At 59.8% G+C, this 18,398-nt stretch carries 18 protein-coding genes, 1 tRNA gene and 2 pseudogenes; 12 read left to right on the forward strand and 9 right to left on the reverse strand.

Going from position 1 to position 18,398, the window contains the following annotated elements:
• Positions 1 to 103 precede the first annotated feature (103 nt).
• From pstC to pstB, 3 genes are read left to right on the forward strand one after another with little or no spacing between them, the layout of a single operon-like run.
• Positions 104 to 1,036, forward strand: a complete 933-nt coding sequence (gene pstC / locus ABQM86_RS01705; protein WP_089593240.1) for a phosphate ABC transporter permease subunit PstC — start codon at positions 104 to 106, stop codon at positions 1,034 to 1,036.
• On the forward strand, positions 1,037 to 2,140 hold the full coding sequence (gene pstA, locus ABQM86_RS01710; protein ID WP_280625826.1) for a phosphate ABC transporter permease PstA: 1,104 nt from the start codon (positions 1,037 to 1,039) through the stop codon (positions 2,138 to 2,140).
• Between the two features lie 58 nt (positions 2,141 to 2,198).
• On the forward strand, positions 2,199 to 2,978 hold the full coding sequence (pstB, locus tag ABQM86_RS01715; protein ID WP_011772968.1) for a phosphate ABC transporter ATP-binding protein PstB: 780 nt from the start codon (positions 2,199 to 2,201) through the stop codon (positions 2,976 to 2,978).
• A gap of 159 nt (positions 2,979 to 3,137) precedes the next feature.
• On the opposite strand, the gene ABQM86_RS01720 is transcribed toward pstB, so the two are convergent.
• Both ABQM86_RS01720 and ABQM86_RS01725 read right to left on the reverse strand, forming a co-directional pair.
• Positions 3,138 to 4,154, reverse strand: a complete 1,017-nt coding sequence (locus ABQM86_RS01720) for an anion permease (RefSeq protein WP_369745785.1) — start codon at positions 4,152 to 4,154, stop codon at positions 3,138 to 3,140.
• Between the two features lies 1 nt (position 4,155).
• Positions 4,156 to 4,773, reverse strand: a complete 618-nt coding sequence (locus tag ABQM86_RS01725) for a DUF47 domain-containing protein (RefSeq protein WP_089593243.1) — start codon at positions 4,771 to 4,773, stop codon at positions 4,156 to 4,158.
• Between the two features lie 195 nt (positions 4,774 to 4,968).
• On the opposite strand from ABQM86_RS01725, the gene ABQM86_RS01730 reads away from it, so the two are divergent.
• A complete protein-coding gene (locus tag ABQM86_RS01730; RefSeq protein ID WP_369745786.1) occupies positions 4,969 to 5,703 on the forward strand; it encodes a hypothetical protein in 735 nt (244 codons plus the stop codon).
• A gap of 234 nt (positions 5,704 to 5,937) precedes the next feature.
• On the opposite strand, the gene ABQM86_RS01735 is transcribed toward ABQM86_RS01730, so the two are convergent.
• Positions 5,938 to 6,597, reverse strand: a complete 660-nt coding sequence (locus ABQM86_RS01735) for a hypothetical protein (protein WP_207595776.1) — start codon at positions 6,595 to 6,597, stop codon at positions 5,938 to 5,940.
• 239 nt (positions 6,598 to 6,836) lie between these two features.
• Between ABQM86_RS01735 and ABQM86_RS01740 the strand changes: the two genes are divergently transcribed.
• Positions 6,837 to 6,909, forward strand: a tRNA-Lys gene (locus tag ABQM86_RS01740).
• A gap of 74 nt (positions 6,910 to 6,983) precedes the next feature.
• On the opposite strand, the gene ABQM86_RS01745 is transcribed toward ABQM86_RS01740, so the two are convergent.
• The 4 genes and pseudogenes from ABQM86_RS01745 to ABQM86_RS01760 form a co-directional block, all read right to left on the reverse strand.
• Positions 6,984 to 7,754 (reverse strand): hypothetical protein, encoded by a 771-nt coding sequence (locus ABQM86_RS01745; protein WP_369745787.1) that lies wholly within the window; start codon positions 7,752 to 7,754, stop codon positions 6,984 to 6,986.
• Positions 7,751 to 8,934 (reverse strand): annotated as a pseudogene (gene xerC, locus ABQM86_RS01750) (tyrosine recombinase XerC). Before xerC ends, ABQM86_RS01745 begins: the two are co-directional and overlap by 4 nt.
• Positions 8,927 to 9,352 (reverse strand): hypothetical protein, encoded by a 426-nt coding sequence (locus ABQM86_RS01755; RefSeq protein WP_369745788.1) that lies wholly within the window; start codon positions 9,350 to 9,352, stop codon positions 8,927 to 8,929. Before ABQM86_RS01755 ends, xerC begins: the two are co-directional and overlap by 8 nt.
• A gap of 27 nt (positions 9,353 to 9,379) precedes the next feature.
• Positions 9,380 to 9,556: pseudogene (locus tag ABQM86_RS01760) on the reverse strand (helix-turn-helix domain-containing protein); the annotation flags it as partial.
• A 303-nt stretch (positions 9,557 to 9,859) separates the two neighbouring features.
• On the opposite strand from ABQM86_RS01760, the gene ABQM86_RS01765 reads away from it, so the two are divergent.
• Entirely contained in the window at positions 9,860 to 10,453 is a 594-nt protein-coding gene (locus tag ABQM86_RS01765) for a hypothetical protein (protein WP_280625836.1), read from the forward strand.
• Between the two features lie 1,050 nt (positions 10,454 to 11,503).
• On the opposite strand, the gene ABQM86_RS01770 is transcribed toward ABQM86_RS01765, so the two are convergent.
• The gene (locus ABQM86_RS01770; protein ID WP_280625839.1) at positions 11,504 to 11,761 is read right to left on the reverse strand and encodes a hypothetical protein; all 258 of its coding nucleotides are present in this window, start codon (positions 11,759 to 11,761) and stop codon (positions 11,504 to 11,506) included.
• A gap of 624 nt (positions 11,762 to 12,385) precedes the next feature.
• Here ABQM86_RS01770 and ABQM86_RS01775 point away from each other — a divergent pair.
• From ABQM86_RS01775 to ABQM86_RS01785, 3 genes are all read left to right on the forward strand, one after another.
• Positions 12,386 to 13,648 carry a choice-of-anchor P family protein gene (locus tag ABQM86_RS01775; protein ID WP_280625841.1) on the forward strand — a complete coding sequence of 421 codons (1,263 nt, stop codon included), beginning with the start codon at positions 12,386 to 12,388 and terminating at the stop codon, positions 13,646 to 13,648.
• Between the two features lie 185 nt (positions 13,649 to 13,833).
• Positions 13,834 to 13,977, forward strand: coding sequence for a hypothetical protein (locus tag ABQM86_RS01780; RefSeq protein ID WP_280625843.1), 144 nt, complete (start codon positions 13,834 to 13,836; stop codon positions 13,975 to 13,977).
• 49 nt (positions 13,978 to 14,026) lie between these two features.
• Positions 14,027 to 14,959 carry a hypothetical protein gene (locus ABQM86_RS01785; RefSeq protein WP_369745789.1) on the forward strand — a complete coding sequence of 311 codons (933 nt, stop codon included), beginning with the start codon at positions 14,027 to 14,029 and terminating at the stop codon, positions 14,957 to 14,959.
• A 450-nt stretch (positions 14,960 to 15,409) separates the two neighbouring features.
• On the opposite strand, the gene ABQM86_RS01790 is transcribed toward ABQM86_RS01785, so the two are convergent.
• Positions 15,410 to 15,733, reverse strand: a complete 324-nt coding sequence (locus tag ABQM86_RS01790) for a hypothetical protein (protein WP_280625846.1) — start codon at positions 15,731 to 15,733, stop codon at positions 15,410 to 15,412.
• Positions 15,734 to 16,110: 377 nt separating this feature from the next.
• Here ABQM86_RS01790 and ABQM86_RS01795 point away from each other — a divergent pair, with 377 nt between their 5' ends.
• From ABQM86_RS01795 to ABQM86_RS01805, 3 genes are all read left to right on the forward strand, one after another.
• Positions 16,111 to 16,677, forward strand: coding sequence for an alpha/beta hydrolase (locus ABQM86_RS01795; RefSeq protein WP_369745790.1), 567 nt, complete (start codon positions 16,111 to 16,113; stop codon positions 16,675 to 16,677).
• 23 nt (positions 16,678 to 16,700) lie between these two features.
• Complete coding sequence (locus ABQM86_RS01800; protein ID WP_280625850.1) at positions 16,701 to 17,297, forward strand: hypothetical protein; 597 nt, start codon at positions 16,701 to 16,703, stop codon at positions 17,295 to 17,297.
• A gap of 201 nt (positions 17,298 to 17,498) precedes the next feature.
• Entirely contained in the window at positions 17,499 to 18,320 is an 822-nt protein-coding gene (locus ABQM86_RS01805) for a hypothetical protein (RefSeq protein ID WP_280625852.1), read from the forward strand.
• Positions 18,321 to 18,398 lie beyond the last annotated feature (78 nt).

Below are 18,398 nucleotides of genomic sequence, written 5' to 3' on the forward strand. Positions count from 1 at the left end.
ACTGAAGTTCCCTGTCCCGCGCGACGTGGCCGCAGAGCCGCTGGCGCGGGACAGGGAACTTAGCCATGTAAGACCAGTTCACTCCAGACTGAAGGAACGTGAAGTGACCACCAACTCCCTGACAACCTCCCAAGGCGCAGGACGCGCCGGGGACAAGGTTTTCTCCGGGGCCGCCATGGCCGCAGGGTGCCTGATTCTCGCGGTTCTCTTCGGAGTCGCGTTGTTCCTCGTGGTGCAGGCAATCCCCGCGCTCACCGCCCCTGCTGAAGACATCCAGGGCGGGAACGGCTTCTTCGCCTACATCGCCCCAATCGTGGTGGGCACCCTCATTGCCGCGATCATCGCACTCGTCATCGCCACCCCCGTGGCCATTGGTGTGGCACTGTTCATCTCGCACTACGCCCCCCGCCGGCTCGCATCGGGCCTCGGCTACGTAGTGGACCTGCTCGCTGCCATCCCCTCCGTTGTCTACGGCGCCTGGGGTGCTGCCTTCCTGGCCAAGGAAATCTCCCCGGCCTACGACTGGCTGGCCACCTACCTCGGATGGATCCCCATCTTCGAAGGCCCGGCCTCCGCTACCGGCAAGACCATCCTGACCGCCGGCATTGTCCTGTCCGTCATGGTCCTGCCCATCATCACCTCCCTGTCCCGTGAAATCTTCCTGCAGACCCCCAAGCTGCACGAGGAAGCAGCGCTTGCACTGGGAGCCACCCGCTGGGAAATGATCAAGATGGCTGTTCTGCCCTTCGGCCGCCCTGGCATTATCAGCGCCATCATGCTGGGCCTCGGCCGGGCCCTCGGCGAGACCATGGCCGTTGCCCTGGTGCTCTCCTCCGGTGTCCTGACGGCCAGCCTCATCCAGTCCGGCAACCAGACCATCGCCGCGGAAATTGCCTTGAACTTCCCAGAAGCCAGCGGCCTCAAGGTCAACACGTTGATCGCGGCCGGCCTGGTGCTGTTCGTCATCACCCTGGGCGTGAACATGATCGCCCGCTGGATCATCACCCGGCACAAAGAATTCTCGGGAGCCAACTAAATGTCCGCCACAGTAGTACGCAAGCGCTCAGCGCTCACCAAGGGCCAGCTGCCCAAGTTCGCGCCCTACATTGTCTTGGCCGTCGCACTCGTTGTGGGCGCAGCCATCATGGCGCTCATCGGCTTCAACGCCTTGGGCTGGGGCATCGTCTCCGCCATTCTGTTCGCCGTGGGCCTGGTCTCATGGAGCGGCGCCGTTGAAGGTGCCCGCAAAGCCAAGGACAAGCTCGCCACGTGCTTGGTGGTCGGCGCCTTCCTGATTGCGCTGCTGCCGCTGATCTCGGTCATCGTCACAGTGCTGGTCAACGGCATCCCCGGGCTCATTACCCCCGGCTTCCTGGGCACGTCCATGAATGGCGTAACCGGCGCCTTCGACAACAAGGCAGTAGAGGAGGGCGCGCCGGTCCTCGGCGGCATCTACCACGCACTGCTGGGCACCCTCCAGATCACGCTCCTTGCCACAGTGATCTCCGTTCCCGTGGGTCTCCTCACCTCCATCTACCTGGTGGAATACGGCAACGACCGTCCGCTGGCCCGCGCCATCACGTTCTTCGTGGATGTCATGACCGGCATCCCGTCGATCGTGGCCGGCCTCTTCGCGGCAGCGTTCTTCTTCGCCATTGTTGGCCCCGGCACCAAGACCGGTGCTGTAGCCGCCGTCGCGCTTTCCGTCCTGATGATCCCTGTTGTGGTTCGCTCCAGCGAGGAAATGCTGAAGATCGTCCCGAACGAGCTCCGCGAGGCTTCCTACGCGCTGGGCGTCCGTAAGTGGCGCACCATCACCAAAGTGGTCATCCCGACGGCGATCTCCGGCATCGCGTCCGGCGTTACCTTGGCGATCGCCCGCGTTATCGGTGAAACCGCCCCGATCCTGGTCACCGCCGGATTCGCCACCACCATCAACAACAACGTGTTCGGTGGCTGGATGGCCTCGCTGCCTACGTTCATCTACACACAGATCCTCAACCCGACATCGCCGTCCAACCCGGAGCCGTCGGACCAGCGTGCCTGGGGCGCCGCGTTGGTGCTGATCATCCTGGTGATGCTCCTGAACCTCGGAGCCCGCCTCATCGCCCGTCTGTTCGCTCCCAAGACGGGGCGGTAGGCTGCCCTTCTGCGGCCTCATCCAAAACTTCCACACCCCCAAGGAACAAAGGAACACCATGTCCAAGCGCATCGACGTCAAAGACCTCAATGTCTACTACGGCAACTTCCTGGCCGTCGAGGACGTCAACATCAACATCCAGGCCAAATCCGTTACAGCCTTCATCGGCCCGTCCGGCTGCGGCAAGTCCACCTTCCTCCGCACGCTGAACCGCATGCACGAGGTCCTTCCCGGCGCCCGCGTCGAGGGCGAGGTCCTCCTGGACGGCGACAACCTCTACGGCCCCGGCGTGGACCCCGTAACCGTCCGCACCCAGGTGGGCATGGTCTTCCAGCGCCCCAACCCGTTCCCCACGATGTCCATCCGCGACAACGTGCTGGCCGGCGTGAAGCTGAACAACAAGAAGATCTCCAAGGGCGCTGCAGATGCCCTGGTGGAGAAGTCCTTGGTGGGCGCCAACCTGTGGAACGAGGTCAAGGACCGCCTGGACAAGCCTGGCTCCGGCCTTTCCGGTGGTCAGCAGCAGCGTCTGTGCATCGCCCGCGCCATCGCGGTTGAGCCCCAGGTGATCCTGATGGATGAGCCCTGCTCCGCCCTTGACCCCATCTCCACCTTGGCCGTTGAGGACCTCATCAACGAGCTCAAGGACCAGTACACCGTGGTGATCGTGACCCACAACATGCAGCAGGCTGCGCGCGTGTCGGACAAGACCGCGTTCTTCAACATCGCAGGCACCGGCAAGCCGGGCAAGCTGATCGAGTTCGCCGACACCACCAGCATCTTCAACAACCCTGGCCAGAAGGCCACGGAAGACTACGTCTCCGGCCGCTTCGGATAAGGGTTCTTGCAGGTTCCGGCTTCTTGGGGGGAGTCGGCACAGAACGACGGCGACCGTCGCCTTGGGGGTACGGTCGCCGTCGTTTTTTCTTACCCAACTAAGTAACAGCAAACGTCGCAATGAGCGCTCATTGCGACGTTTGCTGTTACTTAGTTGGGTTTACAGGTCCGCGAGGGGCGAGAACGCCAGCTCCAGGACGAAGGCAGCTGCGGCTGTGACCAGTGGCGTGGCCACCCAGAACAGCAGGATCCTCCGCACCAGGCGCCTGTTGACGGTGTGGAAGCGCTGATTGACCCCCGCACCCAGCACGGACGCCGTCAGTGTATGGGTGGTGGAGAGTGGCAGGTGGAAGGCGATGGCGCCGATGAACAGCATCACGGAAGTCAGTGTTTGCGAAACAAACCCTCGCAGCGGATCCACCCTGATGAGCTTGTGGCCAAGAGTGTGGGAGATCCGCCAGCCGCCGAACATGGTGCCCGCGGTAAGCATGATGGCTGTAACCAACAGGATCCAGAGTGGCACATCGTTGCCGCCGGACAATCCCGCAGCCACCATGGCCAGCAAAATGACCGCAGCTGTGCGCTGGCCGTCCTGGAGCCCGTGGCCGAACGCCACGGCGGCGGCGGAGATGGCCTGCGCCCGGCGGAACCGCCGGTTGACCACGTTCGGCTGCGTGTAGCGGGCAGCCCACGTCGCCGGCCACACCAGCAGGTACGCCGCCACGAACGCGATGACAGGCGACAAGACCAACGGCAGCGCCACTTGGGTGAGCAGGACGTTGTCCATTCCCCCTACCGCGTTGCCGCCCACCAGGACGCTTGCTGCACCTGCACCAATCAGGCCGCCCACCAGGGAGTTGGTGGAGGACAACGGGATGCCGCGCCACCACGCGTACACACCCCATAGGATGGCTGCCGTAAGGGCCGAAGCGAGGATGGTCAGGCCGCTGGTGCCGCTCGGCAGTGTGATCCAGGACTGGGTGAAGGCCAGGATGAAGGTGCCGCTGAGCATGGCGCCCACAAAGTTGAAGATGGCGGCCAGGAGCACCGCAATTGAGGGAGTAAGTGCGCGGGTCCGCGTGGAAAGCGCGACGGCGTTGGAGACGTCGCGGAAGCCGTTCAGGAATGCGAAACCGGAAGCCAGGCCAACTACCAGGACCAGGATGGCGATGGTCACGTCATGATTCCTTGACGATGATGCTGCCTACCTGGGTGGCGACCTTCCGCATGTCCTTGGTAACTTCCACCAACTGGTTGGCGATGTCCCGGTGCCGCGCGTATTGCGTGGATTTCATGTCCTTGAGCATCTCGGCCACCCAGATCCGGTGGGTCCGTTCTGCGCGCTTGGCCAGCCGGAGGATCTCGATCCAGTAGTCCTCAAGCTCGTCCAGGTCTTCGAGTTTCCGCATGGCGTCCACGGTGAGCTCGGCCTGCCGGCTGATGATCTCCAGTTGGTCGGCTGCCCGTTTGGGAAGTCGGTCCAGCTTGTAGATGGCTACAAGGTCACCGGCGGCGTCGAGTTTCTCCATGGCCTCGGTGAGGTGGCGGGACAGCGTGTACATGTCCTCGCGGGGGAGCGGGTTCACAAAGCTGGTGCGCATGTGGGTCAGCAGGGCGAAGTGCAGGTCCAAGGACTTGGACTCGTGCTCGTGCAGTTCTTCGGCGAGGCGCTCGTGCTCGCTGGCGGGGGCTCCAAGAATTTCGGAGAGCGTCCCGGTGCCGGCCACGATCACACTGGCCATCTGCGCGAGGAGGACGAGCCCGGCAGGTTCCTGGGGGAAAAGGCGCAGCTTCATATCGCTTTCCGGGCTGGGGACGGATGGGCGTGGGCAGCTTGACTTGACGCCGCCCATTTCGATCCCAACTTTACCGGTCCGTTGGGTGCGTCCGCTCAGTACACGGGACGCCCCGGGGAGAAGTCCCCATCGCTTCGCCTCCCGCACTGTGAAAGACTGGGCAAGCTCCGGATTAATCCACTCAATGGGGGAATTATGCGACTCAATAATGTTGTGAAAGTCACCAGCCTCGCGGCAGCTGGAATGCTCGCGCTCAGTGCCTGCGGCACCACCACGGCGGGCTCGACGACGGGTGGTTCCGAATTGTCGTCGTCCTCGTCTCCTTCTTCGTCCACCTCGGCGTCAACGTCGGCCTCGCCGTCCGCTTCCTCTTCCGAAGGAGCCGGGACTTCGTCCGGTGCTTACACCGCGGCGGCCTGGGCGCTCCCCATTTCAGATGCAGGTGACAAGCTAGGCACTCTCAAGGGCGATAGCTTCAGTGTGGACATCTATCAGGTGGCCACCGACGTGGCTTCCAAGGACAGCATGTTCGTGGACAAGGAAACCAAGGAGAACCTGCTGAAGAAGGGGGCGCCGGTGGTTTACCTGAACTACGTAGTCACCAACACCTCGTCGGCGGATATTCCCCTGAGCCACTCCCTGGTTACCCCTTCGGCCAAGTACACGGACTGGAAGTACCTCGGCGGGATGCCTTCGGACTCCAGCAGCGATGGCTATAAGAAACATGGGCTGAGCAGCTCCGGCGTGAAGCTGAAGGAAAAGGACCCGTTCATCCTGAAGCCCGGAGAGTCGTTCAATATTGCGGAGAACTTCGCCTACACGGCCGGTAAGGAAACGGAGATCAAGGCGACCTTGACGCCTCAGGACGCTTCCGGCGACCTCGATCACGACAAAAAGGAAACGGCGGACACCACGGTCACGCTGAAGTAATTCCGACGGTATTTGCCCGGGTCCGCCTCAACGCGGACCCGGGCATTCTGCATCCGGGCATAAAAATGGTGCCGAACCGGATACGCCTCTCGGCGGTAGGCCGCTCGAAGCGGCTATAAGTTGAAGCCCGGGGGTTTCGCGGTTCGACACCAGTTTTAGTTTTCACCGTCCGGCGGGCTAAGTCAACATTGACAGTCCGGGGCCGACGTGGGTACGTTTCGCCCTGTTTGCTGGCTAGTCCAGCTCGCCCAGGCGCCATGCATTGGCGGCGTGCTCAAGGTCCTCGGCCGTTTTGACGAGCTGGTGCGAGTTGCGGGTCAGCTTGCTCGCATGGCTTTCATTGCTGTGCTCTGCGCCGTCGGCAAGAGTGGCTTGGCCGAGTGCCACCACGCGGCAGAAAGCAGCGGAACGTTCCAGCGCGACGTCGAACTCGCCGTCGAAAGCGCCGGACAAAATGGCGTCAGCCATGGTCTTCATTTCATCGGCTCCGGGCGGCTCCGCAGCGCCGGCCACCACGTTGGAAACCTGCGCGGTATCGCGTCCGGCCCGGAAGTAGACGGAGATCTTCTCGGGGTTCTGGATGGTGGCGGCGCGGAGGGCGTAGAGCCGCCACAGCGCGCCGGGAAGGCTACGGGCGGGGCTTTCTGCCCACATCTCGGCGATGGCTTCCAAGCCCTGCTCATCGGCCAGTTTCACCAAGCGGCGGGTGACTTTGGGGTCGTCGCTGTCGCGGCCACGCCTGACCAAGGCCTGCGCAGCAAGGTGGGCGGCCTCGGAAACCCGCGCGGGGTCTGCCCCGCCGGCGAACGGTTCGAAATCGATCGGGGCAAAAGGCTTGGGCTTGTGGTGCCTGTTTGCTCCGCCGTACGCGCGTGGTCCTGGCTGTTCGCTCATGAGTTCACCGTACTCCTGTGCTCTGGCGGGGTCGAGTAACGGTTGCCGGGGCTGCGCCGTTGCCGGGGGCGTGCCTTCACCACCTAGTTTGGCGCCGCCCCGTGCCCGACACGCCGCTGCCGCCGCGCGCCGTCGTCGAGCGTTCGCCCAAAGAAGGTGACGACGGCGCACGTCACCTTGAGTTCCTCGTCTGCCCTGACGTTGGGGTACAGTATTCATGGCTGTTTCTACAGCTGGAGGGGCCTTTAGCTCAGTTGGTAGAGCATCGGACTTTTAATCCGTGGGTCGTGGGTTCGATCCCCACAGGGCCCACCCTTTCCGCAGGTCAGAGGCGTTTCGCCTCTGGCCTGCTTCTGTTTGCAGGCTCAAATCCAACGGAAACCCAACTATTTGGATTGCTCTTCAACCCCCGCGACAGAGAGTCTGGCAAATAATTGAGCCCCAAGGGTTGTTGCCTTGACCGGCTGCCCAAACGCGTCAGGTACTTTGTAGATGCCTATCTCCGGATTCATTGCTTCTGATCCTGGGTGCATTACCAGCCCCGCTCTCGTGAGATCCTCTATTAGAGGAGGCACTGCTTCTTGAAGGCCGGCGGCGTCCCCGATCTCGGAAACCTTGAGTATCGTTCCTACACCGAACAGCATGGACCCGCTGCCGTGGGTTGCGGTGTGGTCCAACGGCAAGCGCAGTATGCGGGCATGCGGAGGCTCCACCGAACTTAGGATTCTGATCCACACGCTCTCTGGATCAATCAACGCGTCATCCGACAGCATGGCGCCTAAGGCATAACCGAGAGCTGGTGGCTTCTCGCGTAGCCTGGTCCGCCGAGCAGCATCCATGGCTTCTGCGGCCAGGAGGGCTAAGTCCTCTCCCTCCAGGAGATGCCTAACAACGTCCTCTGGAGAGATGCCAGCTTTTTGGCCAGCTGCTACAGCCACGCGGTTGATTTGCTTGTCCTGGACTTCCTGCAGCTTCCCGCCAAAGGTGTGCAGCGCCTCCACCATTCCGGCGACCGGGATCGCGATAGGTGGGAATGCGGCGCCAATGGCAGCTCCCGCGGCTGCGGAGATTCCTTTGCCTACGGGCCCGAGACCTAGTTGGTCGGGCAAGGGTTGAATTGCCAGGTCCGGTTCTTGGCTGCTCTTCTCCCAATTCATTGGACAATTCTGTTCAGCGCGTCAGCAACCTCGGTGTGGACTGTCTTCCTGCCCATGTAGACGTCCTGGGTCATAGAGATCTGAGCGTGGCCGAGCTGGTCCGCGCCAACACGGGCGGAGAGACCCTGTTCATCAATTAGCGTGGCGACGGTCTTCCTGAATGTATGGAAGTGACCCATTCAAGCTTGAGAGCCGTCCGTACCCGCCGCCATTGCTTGCTCACGGCCGAGGGGTCGCGCAGCACGCCTGTAGTGGACGGGAAGACCACATCGTAGATATTTGGAGGAGCTGCCACTCTGCGAGCCATGAGCATGGATAGTGCGAAGTCGGGCAGTGGCAGTGTCCTTGCGCCTGACTTCGTTTTGGTGAAACTCTCGCGGAGCATGCCACCGCCTGGCATGCGGTTCACCTTGCCCGAGATTGTCGCGGTTTTGGTATCGAAGTCGATGTCTGAGCAACGAAGCCCCAAGATTTCTGAGATTCGGGCACCGGTGGCGGCAAACATAATCACGACGTCGGTGAGGTCGGCAATGGCACAGTACTCGCTGATGGTCTGTTTAGGTGTGACCTTGTTCTCTGCATTGAGCACCTTTTCAGAGCTTCTCAGAGCATCGATGACGCCGCGGAGCTCGTCAACACTGAGTGAACGCGCCGGCTTTGATTCCATTTTGATGGTTCCAACATCCCGTACAGGGTTGGAGGGGGCGGCGCCGAAACGGACGGCGAGTCCAAACATGCCACTGAGGATCACCCGGGCGGACTTCGCAACTGATACTCCATGCTTGTTCTTCACGGTCTTCACGAACGCGTCAAGGCGCTGCGTGGAAGCCTCGCGAATCTTGTACCCGCCGACACCCTTGATGACGTACGTGAAGGCATACCGGTACCGCTCCATTGTGCGAATAGCCCGCCCTTCCTCCAGCAGGTGAGCCTCGTAGGCATCCCAGAGATCCGTCAGCCGGCTCTCTGGAGTCAGATCCTCTATTGACGGGGCAGTCCGCTCGGCAAGGTGGGCGGAGAGGTTCCGCTCTGCCTCTGCGCCGGTGCGGCCGTTGCGCTCCACGAGACGCGTGACTCCGTCCAGGTCCCGTACCCGTGCCTTGGCCACCCAGCGGCCCTTACCAAGCTCAGTGCGCTTGATCTTCCCCCATGAACCGATGGGCAACGGCGGCCTAGGCATCAGCAGCGTTCCGCTCGGGTGAGGTCATGACTGCACCTAGGTCGTGGGTGAGCTCGGGAGAAGTTTGAGGCGGCTGCAAGCCTGCTTCTATGAGGTAGTCGTAGGATCGCCTCATCTCATCCTCAAGCTTACTGAGGCTGTCCCTCATAGACTGAGCGACCTCGGACTGTCCTCCGTTGAGGACAAGCTGATTAATTCTCTTTGTTGAATGGCGCATGAGGGACCAGGTGTTAATCAGTTCTGCGAGCTTCAACTGAACGGCCATGATCTCTACAGACTCATCGAAGGCTCTCCCTTGGGATAGCTGACGAGGCAAATAGGTGTTGTGGACCCAGGAGTTCCCCGCGAACCAAGCCCACGCCTCAAAAGGGTTGAGTGTAACTATCGGCAATATCGGAACTTGGTCAGCCTCATCCAAGGGGAAGAGGATTGATGCGGGAGCCGTCTCCAGCCCTGCAGCAATAGCGGCCACCTCGTGGACAGGAATCGCTTCTTTGCGGCCAGATTCATTGTTGGCGATCGTGCTTCGGGGAATGGCGAAGCCCAGTTCCTCGCAACGGTCGCTCAGCTTCTGCGCGGACAGACCTGCCCGGTCCCGCAATGTCCTGATTCGCGTGCCTATCTGAGTTGACCAGTTCGACGGCCATTGAGCCTGCTCGTTTTGTCCCGTGGTGAATCAGTTTGCAAGAAGAGCGATGGCCAGCGGAACGAGAAGACGTCTCATAGATACCCCCAGAAATGACGTGATATCAATGACCCTAGCTCGTCGTTGCATAACTCAACTAGAAAACGCCGCAAAACGCCTGCTTCAGCAGACTACGACTCGACGCCTAGGCCGGCGTCCGAGCCTCCGACCTGACTATTGGAAAGAATCCTCAACGCTTACATACGGAGAGCAAGGGGCCATTTCGTCTACATTGGTCCGGTGGATGCAGAGACTTTGAGGTTATTGATCACTGGAACAACCGGCGTGAGTGGTGCCGTGTTCGGTTCCCTCGTTGTTGGGCTTCTAAATAGGGCAACGGCAAGAGAAACCCGAAAGGCTTCAGAGGACTCAGAGTCGCTGGCATGGACCAGGGCGCAAGACGCAAACCGAGAAACTTGGTTGCGGGATGAGCGCAAGAGAACCCACATGGCCTTTTTTGAGGTGGTCGCTGACCTAATGGTTGTCGCAGCCTCACACCCTGGTCAGGCCAGGGCATCTGAGTGGCCCCAAGAGTACTGGGTTCAGAACACTGAGGTTTACTCACGCGGGTCGCGGCTGCTGACAGAAATGCAGTTGCTATGCGAACCAGCAACGTACAACGCCGCGGGCCGCATGTTTGGAGCGAAGATAAGGCTTGCCGAGATGATTTCCCAAAACCCGAAAAGCGTTTCGCCGCCAGGAACGTTCGATCCTGAAACGGACATGATCATGCTCAATGTGGAGCTTACTGAGGCTGGGTATCTTGCCCAAATCCGTAAGGAGCTCGCAATCCCCGGGGAAGTTCCTAGCGTTCCGTCTCCTGCGGCACCTTGATAGCTGTTTGACTTGCCCAGGATGGCGAATCGGCAGGCTTGGAAGGGATCCCACAGTTACTTTCGTACGGACTTAAAAAGGGCCCTTAATGATGGTCCTAGAAATCAACCCCGGCCGCAGGAGATACATGTGCTTCTCAACTAGCCGGTTCAACTCAACGACTTCTTGCACTGCCGAATCCAAATTGACTGATACCCCGAAGACGGAAACCACTCTGGTGTCCGTGTTGAAGTGTCGACCATAGACGGTGCCGGGATCCTCGGAGATGCCATCGTTTCCCGTAATGCACAGGTCGATGAAGTTTTTACTTCGGACTGCACATGCCAGCGGTCTACGCGTTCATCAAAGTGTGCGAAGCCGTTGCGGACGTCGTGAAGGGCCAGGACGCTCTCATCGGAAAGACCTAGCTCATCCCTTAGTAGGGTTGCCCTTTCCTTTGAGCTGGACCGCATATCGCCAGCCCCGAGATGCTTCCGATCCTGTGATGGCCAGAGGACGTTCCCGATGGCTGCCATCGCATTTAGCGCCGAGTTCATGCTGAACCAGAAGCCCTCCGTGTCTGTTACTTCGCTGGCAAAGTCGAGGACGGCTTTCATGGATTCGACCGCGTGAGCACTTGCCGAGTCTGAAACAAGAGCTCTTGCTCGAAGATCCAAAGGAGTTGGCTCTCCGTTTTTCCAAGGGTCACTTGGCCGACGTCATCCCCCCGAATCTTCTCGGTCAGGAAGATCGGAGTCAGATGTTCACTTTCGGGCATGCGCGTAACGCTACCAAGGACAAGAGAACTAGCGGACCGAAACTGCACCGCTCACTTACCGGGAGGGGGCGCTTTTTGTCGTCCCTGAAGGATTCTGCTTGGCGGTTATCCCGGAGAAAATGGCTGGCAACGCTCGGAAGATGTGCCACTCGGGGTGACCTCCACAGTTAGCGCAGAACCGACCCGGGCCCGCCCCTGCATCAAGGTGGGTTACGGTGAGCAGGGCTTTTACTTGAGCCCGGCTCATCGGTGATCTTCGGCCCCGAGGTCTTGGCACCTTAAACCGACCCAAGCTATACGCTGTCCTCTACGACTTCATCTACAGGGCTGACTCCCCACTCGATAGCGTCGTGCACCTGAGTTTGAAGCTGCGCGTCGTGGTGTTCATCGGTTGTGTCAATGATTTCCGCGTCCTCTGGGTCTACCGGTACTGGCTCTGTCGCTGCGTCAATCCCGAGCTTGTCCCCCTTCTCCTTCAGCAGAGAGTCGAGATGGTCCTTGGAGTCTTTCTCAGCAGCGAACAAGCGATCGTGCACGGGGTCACTAGTCATGGCAAGATGCTAACCCGGACGAGCAGGCTTTCGGCGAGTTGTGCCGGCGGAAGTTGCGTTCCTAGTGCGACGCCTCCACATGAATGAAGTTTGCCTCCGCCCCGACAAGCGGACCGATTGTGCTAAGTGCTTGTGCGAAATGCTCCGGGCCGTTTCCTTGACACGCCGTTGTTTGTGGTCGAGGGCGGTCAGCATAGTAAGAACCAGTCCTATCCATAGGATTGCCGCCAGAAGGACTGTACCTATTAGGACGAGGGGCTGCATGTGGGAAGTGTAACTCTCGTCCGTTGGCCGGATAAGAGGAACGGCCCAGGGAATTTCCGCACCACAGAATTGGGTTCTAAAAGGCACTTCTCCTTGTCTGATGCCTCGTTATCGTCGGAAACATCAGTTTCCGGGAGAATCTGGAACACGTCGGCGGGGCAAAGACCTCTCAGCCCAACATATGGTCGGACCCACAAATGTCAGTGCACGTCCCTTGCTTGCTCTGGTTGTGCGAAGAAATATTGGGGGAAAGCCATACCGCATACAGCGGATCTCTTGCTGGGGGCTCTTTACGGACTGTACGGTTAGCAACGTCGCAAGCATCCTTGCGACCTCGCATCACATTCTGGGGAGTATTACATGAAACGCTCGCATGTTGCGTTAATAGGGGCATTAACGCTTGCGCTTGCAGGGTCGGCGACACCGGCCTTTGCTGCAACCACACCCTCGCAGGTAACGACCGGGTTCTCCGGTTCAGCGTACGGTTCGTACATTTTCAACACTGACAAATCACTAACGTCTGGTCCTACGGCGAGTTCCAGCATTAGCTGTACCGGCGCGACCGGAAAGACCGCCACGAACACCGCTGCAGCACTGACTGTGCCCGCAGTCGGAAACGTTGGTGCTGCTTCCACCAGCGTCAAAACCCTGCTGACGACTACGGGCAAACGGATTGAAAGCAAGTCCACGATTGCTGGCGCTAACCTCTTGGGCGGGCTGGTCACTGCTGGTGCCATCACGTCTGAAAGCTCCGCGGATAAGAACACCGCAGGTGCCTTCTCGGGCGCGAACGCCACGAACATCGCGGATTTGAAGGTCCTCGGTCTCCCGGTCAGTGCCACTCCGGGTGCCAACACCGTGCTCGACCTCAAGGCACCGATTGTTGGTTCCGTTGGCAAAATCACCCTGAACGGACAGGAAAAGCGCCTCGTCAACGGCGTCTACCAGGTTTCGACCACAGCTCTGCGAGTTGAAGTTTTGAAGGCCGGCCTTGTTGGCATAGCCGCTGGAACGGACATCCGTCTCGGCGTCAGCACCGCCAATCTTGTCGCCCCTCAGACCGGTTACCTGTCCGGCACCGGCTACAGCACCAGGGCTACCGTGGCTAGTGGTCTCCTCAACTCGGGCCCCACTGCACTGGCCTATGTCAGGTGCGCTGGCGGAACCACAACAGCTAACGTCGCGGGAGTAAACATCCCGGGCCTAGCCACCGCAGGAGCAGCGACAACGACCACCAACGGTGTCCTCACTCCGCAACCTAAGAGCACCGTGACCAACACCCTCGCGGGGCTCAATGTGCTCAACGGTCTGATCCAGGCTGACGCCATCAAGGCCGAGACAAGCGCAACACGGGCGGCAGGTGCCACCACGGCAACGCTCACGGACACCTCCACCTTCACCAACCTCAGGATCAAGGGACTTCCGGCTATAAACGCCTCAGTCGCCCCAAACACCGTCGTGCAGGTCCCGGGCCTCGGTCAGGTAACCCTGCACAAGGTCAGCAAGTCGTCCACGACAATCATCGTCACGATGATTGAAGTGGTCCTCAACCAGCCCATCGGAGCGCTGCCCACCGGGTCAAAAATCCAGATCGGCTACTCCAACACAGCAGTGGGCCTCTAGGGTCCCAGAGCTAGCCTCGGGCCTTCTCAAGACCCGCCAGTAACAAAGGAACGGTCCGTCACCGCACTCGGTGGCGGACCGTTCCTTGATTCCGTGCCGATTTATAATCACAGCATGTGAGGGCTCACGACAAACGCCCCGGGTTTGAACAGCAATCCTTCAGCATGCGGGGTCAGCATGTTTACATGACCGTTGAACTCCGCCCAGGATCGGGCGACAAACTCGCCGACATCCACCAGTTCGCCGAAGACCTCAAAGCCTCGGACGACCCCCATGAGGCTTCAATTGGGCTGAACCTAGTGCTGATACTGAAGGGTAAAAATAGGTAGCCGCTGGTCCGAGCTACTCCGCAACGATCTCGGCTGTTAGATTCCACCCATGGTCAAGCACCCATCGGAACTGCCCGTCAACTCACGTTGGGCCTATCGTGCTCGAAAGGGACAGCCTCTAAAACAGGTGCGAGTCGTCAAGCTTGGCGTGAAGCATCCGAAACGTGCCTACATCGCGTTGGTGGACGTCGAAGAAGAAGGCGAAGAGATGTGGACGCCCATCGGCCGGCTCAAGTGCCGTTGGGAAGACGTCGATCGCTTCAACGAAGTCGAAGCGAAGTGGGTGGCCATTGCGGCGGCATCGGGGCATGCTTCTGACGTCGAGGCCGAAGTGGTAGAGCTGGTATTCGGTTGCTTTGACGAGGCGGGTTCCTTGAATTACTGGGTAGGGAACCACCATGGCGTGACTGCCGTGGAAAACCCGGCGTCGTTTCAGGTGCGGCACTCAATTCCCTTGGAAGAGTTCCTCGGTAGCCTGTGTTTCGAGGACAACGGTGCAATCATCATTTCCCTTCAGGACACTCTGGAGCTGGCCCGTCGGCTAGCCGTCAGTGACCCGGAGAAGATCCAATATGCCCTTGACGTGGAGCTGGGCAAAGCCTCCGAAGAGCATCTAGAGGACGTCTCTTTCGGCAAGGTTGGCAAGAAGAGATGGACATGGAATGGAACCTCCACCCGCCCCCGTATTGACGACCTCACCGAAGCGGCAGCCATCATCAGGGGGTGGATCGGCGCTTCACAAGTTCAAGATTGGGACGAACTACTAGCTCTGCGTGCAGAGGTTGCCCGGCTCAGCTCCATCATCAGCAAAGCATCAGGGGTTCTCCACGCCCACGGGCTCATCCGCGACACGGCCAGCATCCGCCGGCTCCACGGTCCAACCCGATTCCCTGTTCCCAGACTCAAATCGTATTTCGAGATGAGCAAGGAAATGAATGAGGGCCTGAAAGCGCATTCGAATGTCGAGAATGCGGAGGACTAGGTGTGCAAGTCGGTCCAACCTACCAGCACCGTCCGAGCTGAAGCGCTATGAGTACTCAAGTAGTGAGCGCACAATCGTGTTCCTAACGTAGTCGTGGATGGCTCGGATTGCCTTCATGACATCGTGGCCGGCCAGGATTGGACCTGACCCAAAGGCGATTCGAATGTCGAAGTTGGCTTGGGCGTGACCATTGTTCGAAATTGCCGCACGCATGAATTCCTGAGGCTCTTCAGTGAGGCTTTCCACGGAGCGGGCTTTTACGTGGTCCACCCGACCCCAAGCAAACTCCAAACTGGACATGGCCGCGCCGGACTGCACGACTGCGGCGGCAGCGAGTCGTCTCGCGAACCGCGCTTCCTCTTGGCCCTCTAATCTTTTAGCACGCCTCTGGTGTTCGCGTTCTGTTCTCGATGCACGCCCAGCCTTAGATCCACGTTGGCCAAGATGATCTCATTCCCACGGCTTGGGGGATTGACCGGCTTTCATAGCGTCGATGCGCTCTACGGTATCCTGCCACTGTTGCTCGCCTCCGTAGTGTGGAACGGGCGCCCACACTATACGCAGCTTGTTGGCCAGGCGTTGAGCCACGGCCTCAGCCGGCTTTGTCTGCAGCGACTTGCGCAGGCTTGAAGGCTCCTGAATATGGAAGATGGCACGGCTGTTCTCGTCGTCGTAGTCGTACTCCCACTCCACCTCGCCGTTCGCCTGCAGGAAATTAAGCATTTGGGCCAGATGCCAGGTTCGGTGAAGTCGGTAGGGCTTTATGTTGGGCATTGGAGGTCCTCATTTGGGTGGGCATAGGCAATACATCCATCCTGCCGCAAGCCGCCATACGTTGTGGGTGGGATCAGGCTAAGCACTGAGCGCGTACCCCCTAGGTGCCCTCGGTGAGCATCCGTAGCGCCTCGTTGATCCTGTCCTTGTCGTACGCAGGCGGCTTCTCGCCGGCGATACTCTGGGCTATCTCATCCTGCTGCGCTGGTGAGAAGCGGTAGAGGCGCCCAATACGGTCACAGGGCCACGCCCCAGAGCGGCTTCAATGACTGGGCAAGAAACGCCGCGAACCTCCAGCGGCACCAGCAGTTGCTTTCCGAGAACGAGACCTTCGCTGTGGTGGCGTGGATCAACATGAACCGCCCACGGTTCCGACTGTGAACAGCGGCGACGCAGCACGGGCCGGCGCCGAACGCTTCGTCACAGACCTCCAGGGGTTCAACGCCGTCAGAGAGGGTTTGGGTAACAGGACCACGGAGACCCTGCACGTACTGGCCCATTCCTACGGCACCACCGTGACGTCCAACGCCCTTGCCGCCGCGGAATTGAACGTCGCTTCCTTCACGATGCTCGGCTCCGCCGGGATAGAGAAAGAGATCCGGAACGCCGGAGATCTCCACGTGCCCGCCGGGCAGGTCTACACCACCGAAGCCAGCGGTGACGGACTGGCTGATTTGGGTCGCTTCCAACGCCAGGATCCGCGGCTGGAGTCCTTCGGTGCGAAAGTGTTCTCCTCGGAAGAGGCCACAATCGAGGGGACCCGTTATGAAGGCACGACCGAACACAACACACTGGTGAACGAAAAGGGCGGTGGCGGTTACGGGTACCTAGACAAGGGAACCACCGCCCTGTATGAAGCTGCCCTAACAACAACCGGCAACGGAGACCGAATCCTGCCAGGCGCACGACCGGTATCGCCACCGGCTGGATTTGCGGGCCGTTGAACAACTCAGGAAGAGTGAACCACATGCCCCATGAACCCAAGGCCCGGCTCAAGGCCCGCCGCATACTCGCCGGATTGTTCTGCGCGACTCTTGCACTGACCGCCTGCACGCCCCCTACCACGGAGAACCCCATGACCGGCTCAAGCAATCCCAGCGACCCCGCAACCGTCAAAGCCCAGGTAGAAGAACTAAAACAAGCCCTCAAGGATCTCCACGCCTTCAAAACCGAAACCCAAAAAGTCATCGGAACCCAGAAATGGGCGGATACAGACAACCCTGTCAACAGCGCCTGCAGCACATCCGACCGGCAAGACGGAGTGAACTACAGTATCCTGAGCCAAACTTCCGACCCCGTCGATCTGGAAGCGTCAGTAAACGTCGTCAGAACGTTCTGGGAATCCAAGGGCTTCACGACCCGAACCGAAACCAACCCCCGGGACCCAGGTCTCATCCGCCTCTACGCTGACGAGAACGGCGGACACCTTCTGTCCTACTACGCAAACATCAAAGGCTCCAGTCTGGAGATGGACACCGTCTGCATCGCCGGAGACCAAACCGCAATCTACAAGGAATTGGACAGGCAGGAAGCGAGCCCCAGCCCCTCGCCGACCACAAAGTAGAGCCGTTACAGCACGCTCCTTCTGCCGGCATTACGACCATAGGCACTTGAAGCTAGCCGATGACCTCCCTTCCGAGGCAATGGACTCTATCTCGCGAACGTTTCCTGCTGATAAGTTCCACCAATGGTCAAGCAAGCCTCAGAACTAGCGATCAACTCCCACTGGGCATACCGAGCACGTAAGAACGACAGCCTTCAAGAAGTGCGCGTTGTCAAACTGGGAATCAAGCATCCCCATCGCGCCTACATCGCCTTCGTAGCGATCGAGGAAGAAGGCGAAGAGACCTGGGCTCCCATCGGCCGGCTCAAATGCCCATGGGGGGACCTTGCCCGATTCCAGGAGACAGAAGCGAAATGGGAGGCGATAGCCAGCGCCTCAGCCCGCGCATCTGACGTAGACGCCGAAGTCGTTGAACTTACATTCGGGTGTTTCGACAAGACAAACTCGCTCAACTACTGGGCTGGGAATTATGCGGGAGTAACAGCGGTGAGCGACCCCGAGGCCTTCCGTAAACTCCACTCCATTCGGTGGGAAGAGTTCGTAGACAGCTTGTGCTTCGAGGATGACGGAGAGTTGATCCTGGCCTTGGACGCGTCCATGGAACTGGCTCGACGGCTGGCCATGAATGATCCGTCTAAAGTTCAGTCGGAGCTCGCGAAGGTGCTGAATGAGGCCCGGGAAGAGCACTTTGAACTGGTCTCCCTAGGCAGGTTGGGTAAGAAGAGATGGACCATCAGCGGATCATCAACCCGGCCGCGTATAGAAGATCTCACCGAAGCGGCGGCCATCATCGAAGGCTGGCTTGGTGCAGCCAAGGTCCAGGAATGGAATGAGATACAAGCCCTGCGCTCTGAAGTTGCCCGGCTCAGCTCAATCATCAGCAAGGCTTCCGGGGTTCTCAAAGCGAACGGGCTCACCCGCGGCGCGGCCACCATCCGTCGGCTCCACGGGCTGACCAGCTACCCCGTCCCGCGGCTCAAGTCCTACTACGAGATGACGCGAGAGATGAAGAAGAACATGTGACCATCCCATGCCTTCAAGGTTCTAACATCGGGGCGATCTGTCTACGACCAGAGCTTCCTAAACGCTTCCCTGAGGCGG

The organism is Paenarthrobacter sp. AMU7 (assembly GCF_041200195.1).
GTDB lineage: Bacteria > Actinomycetota > Actinomycetes > Actinomycetales > Micrococcaceae > Arthrobacter.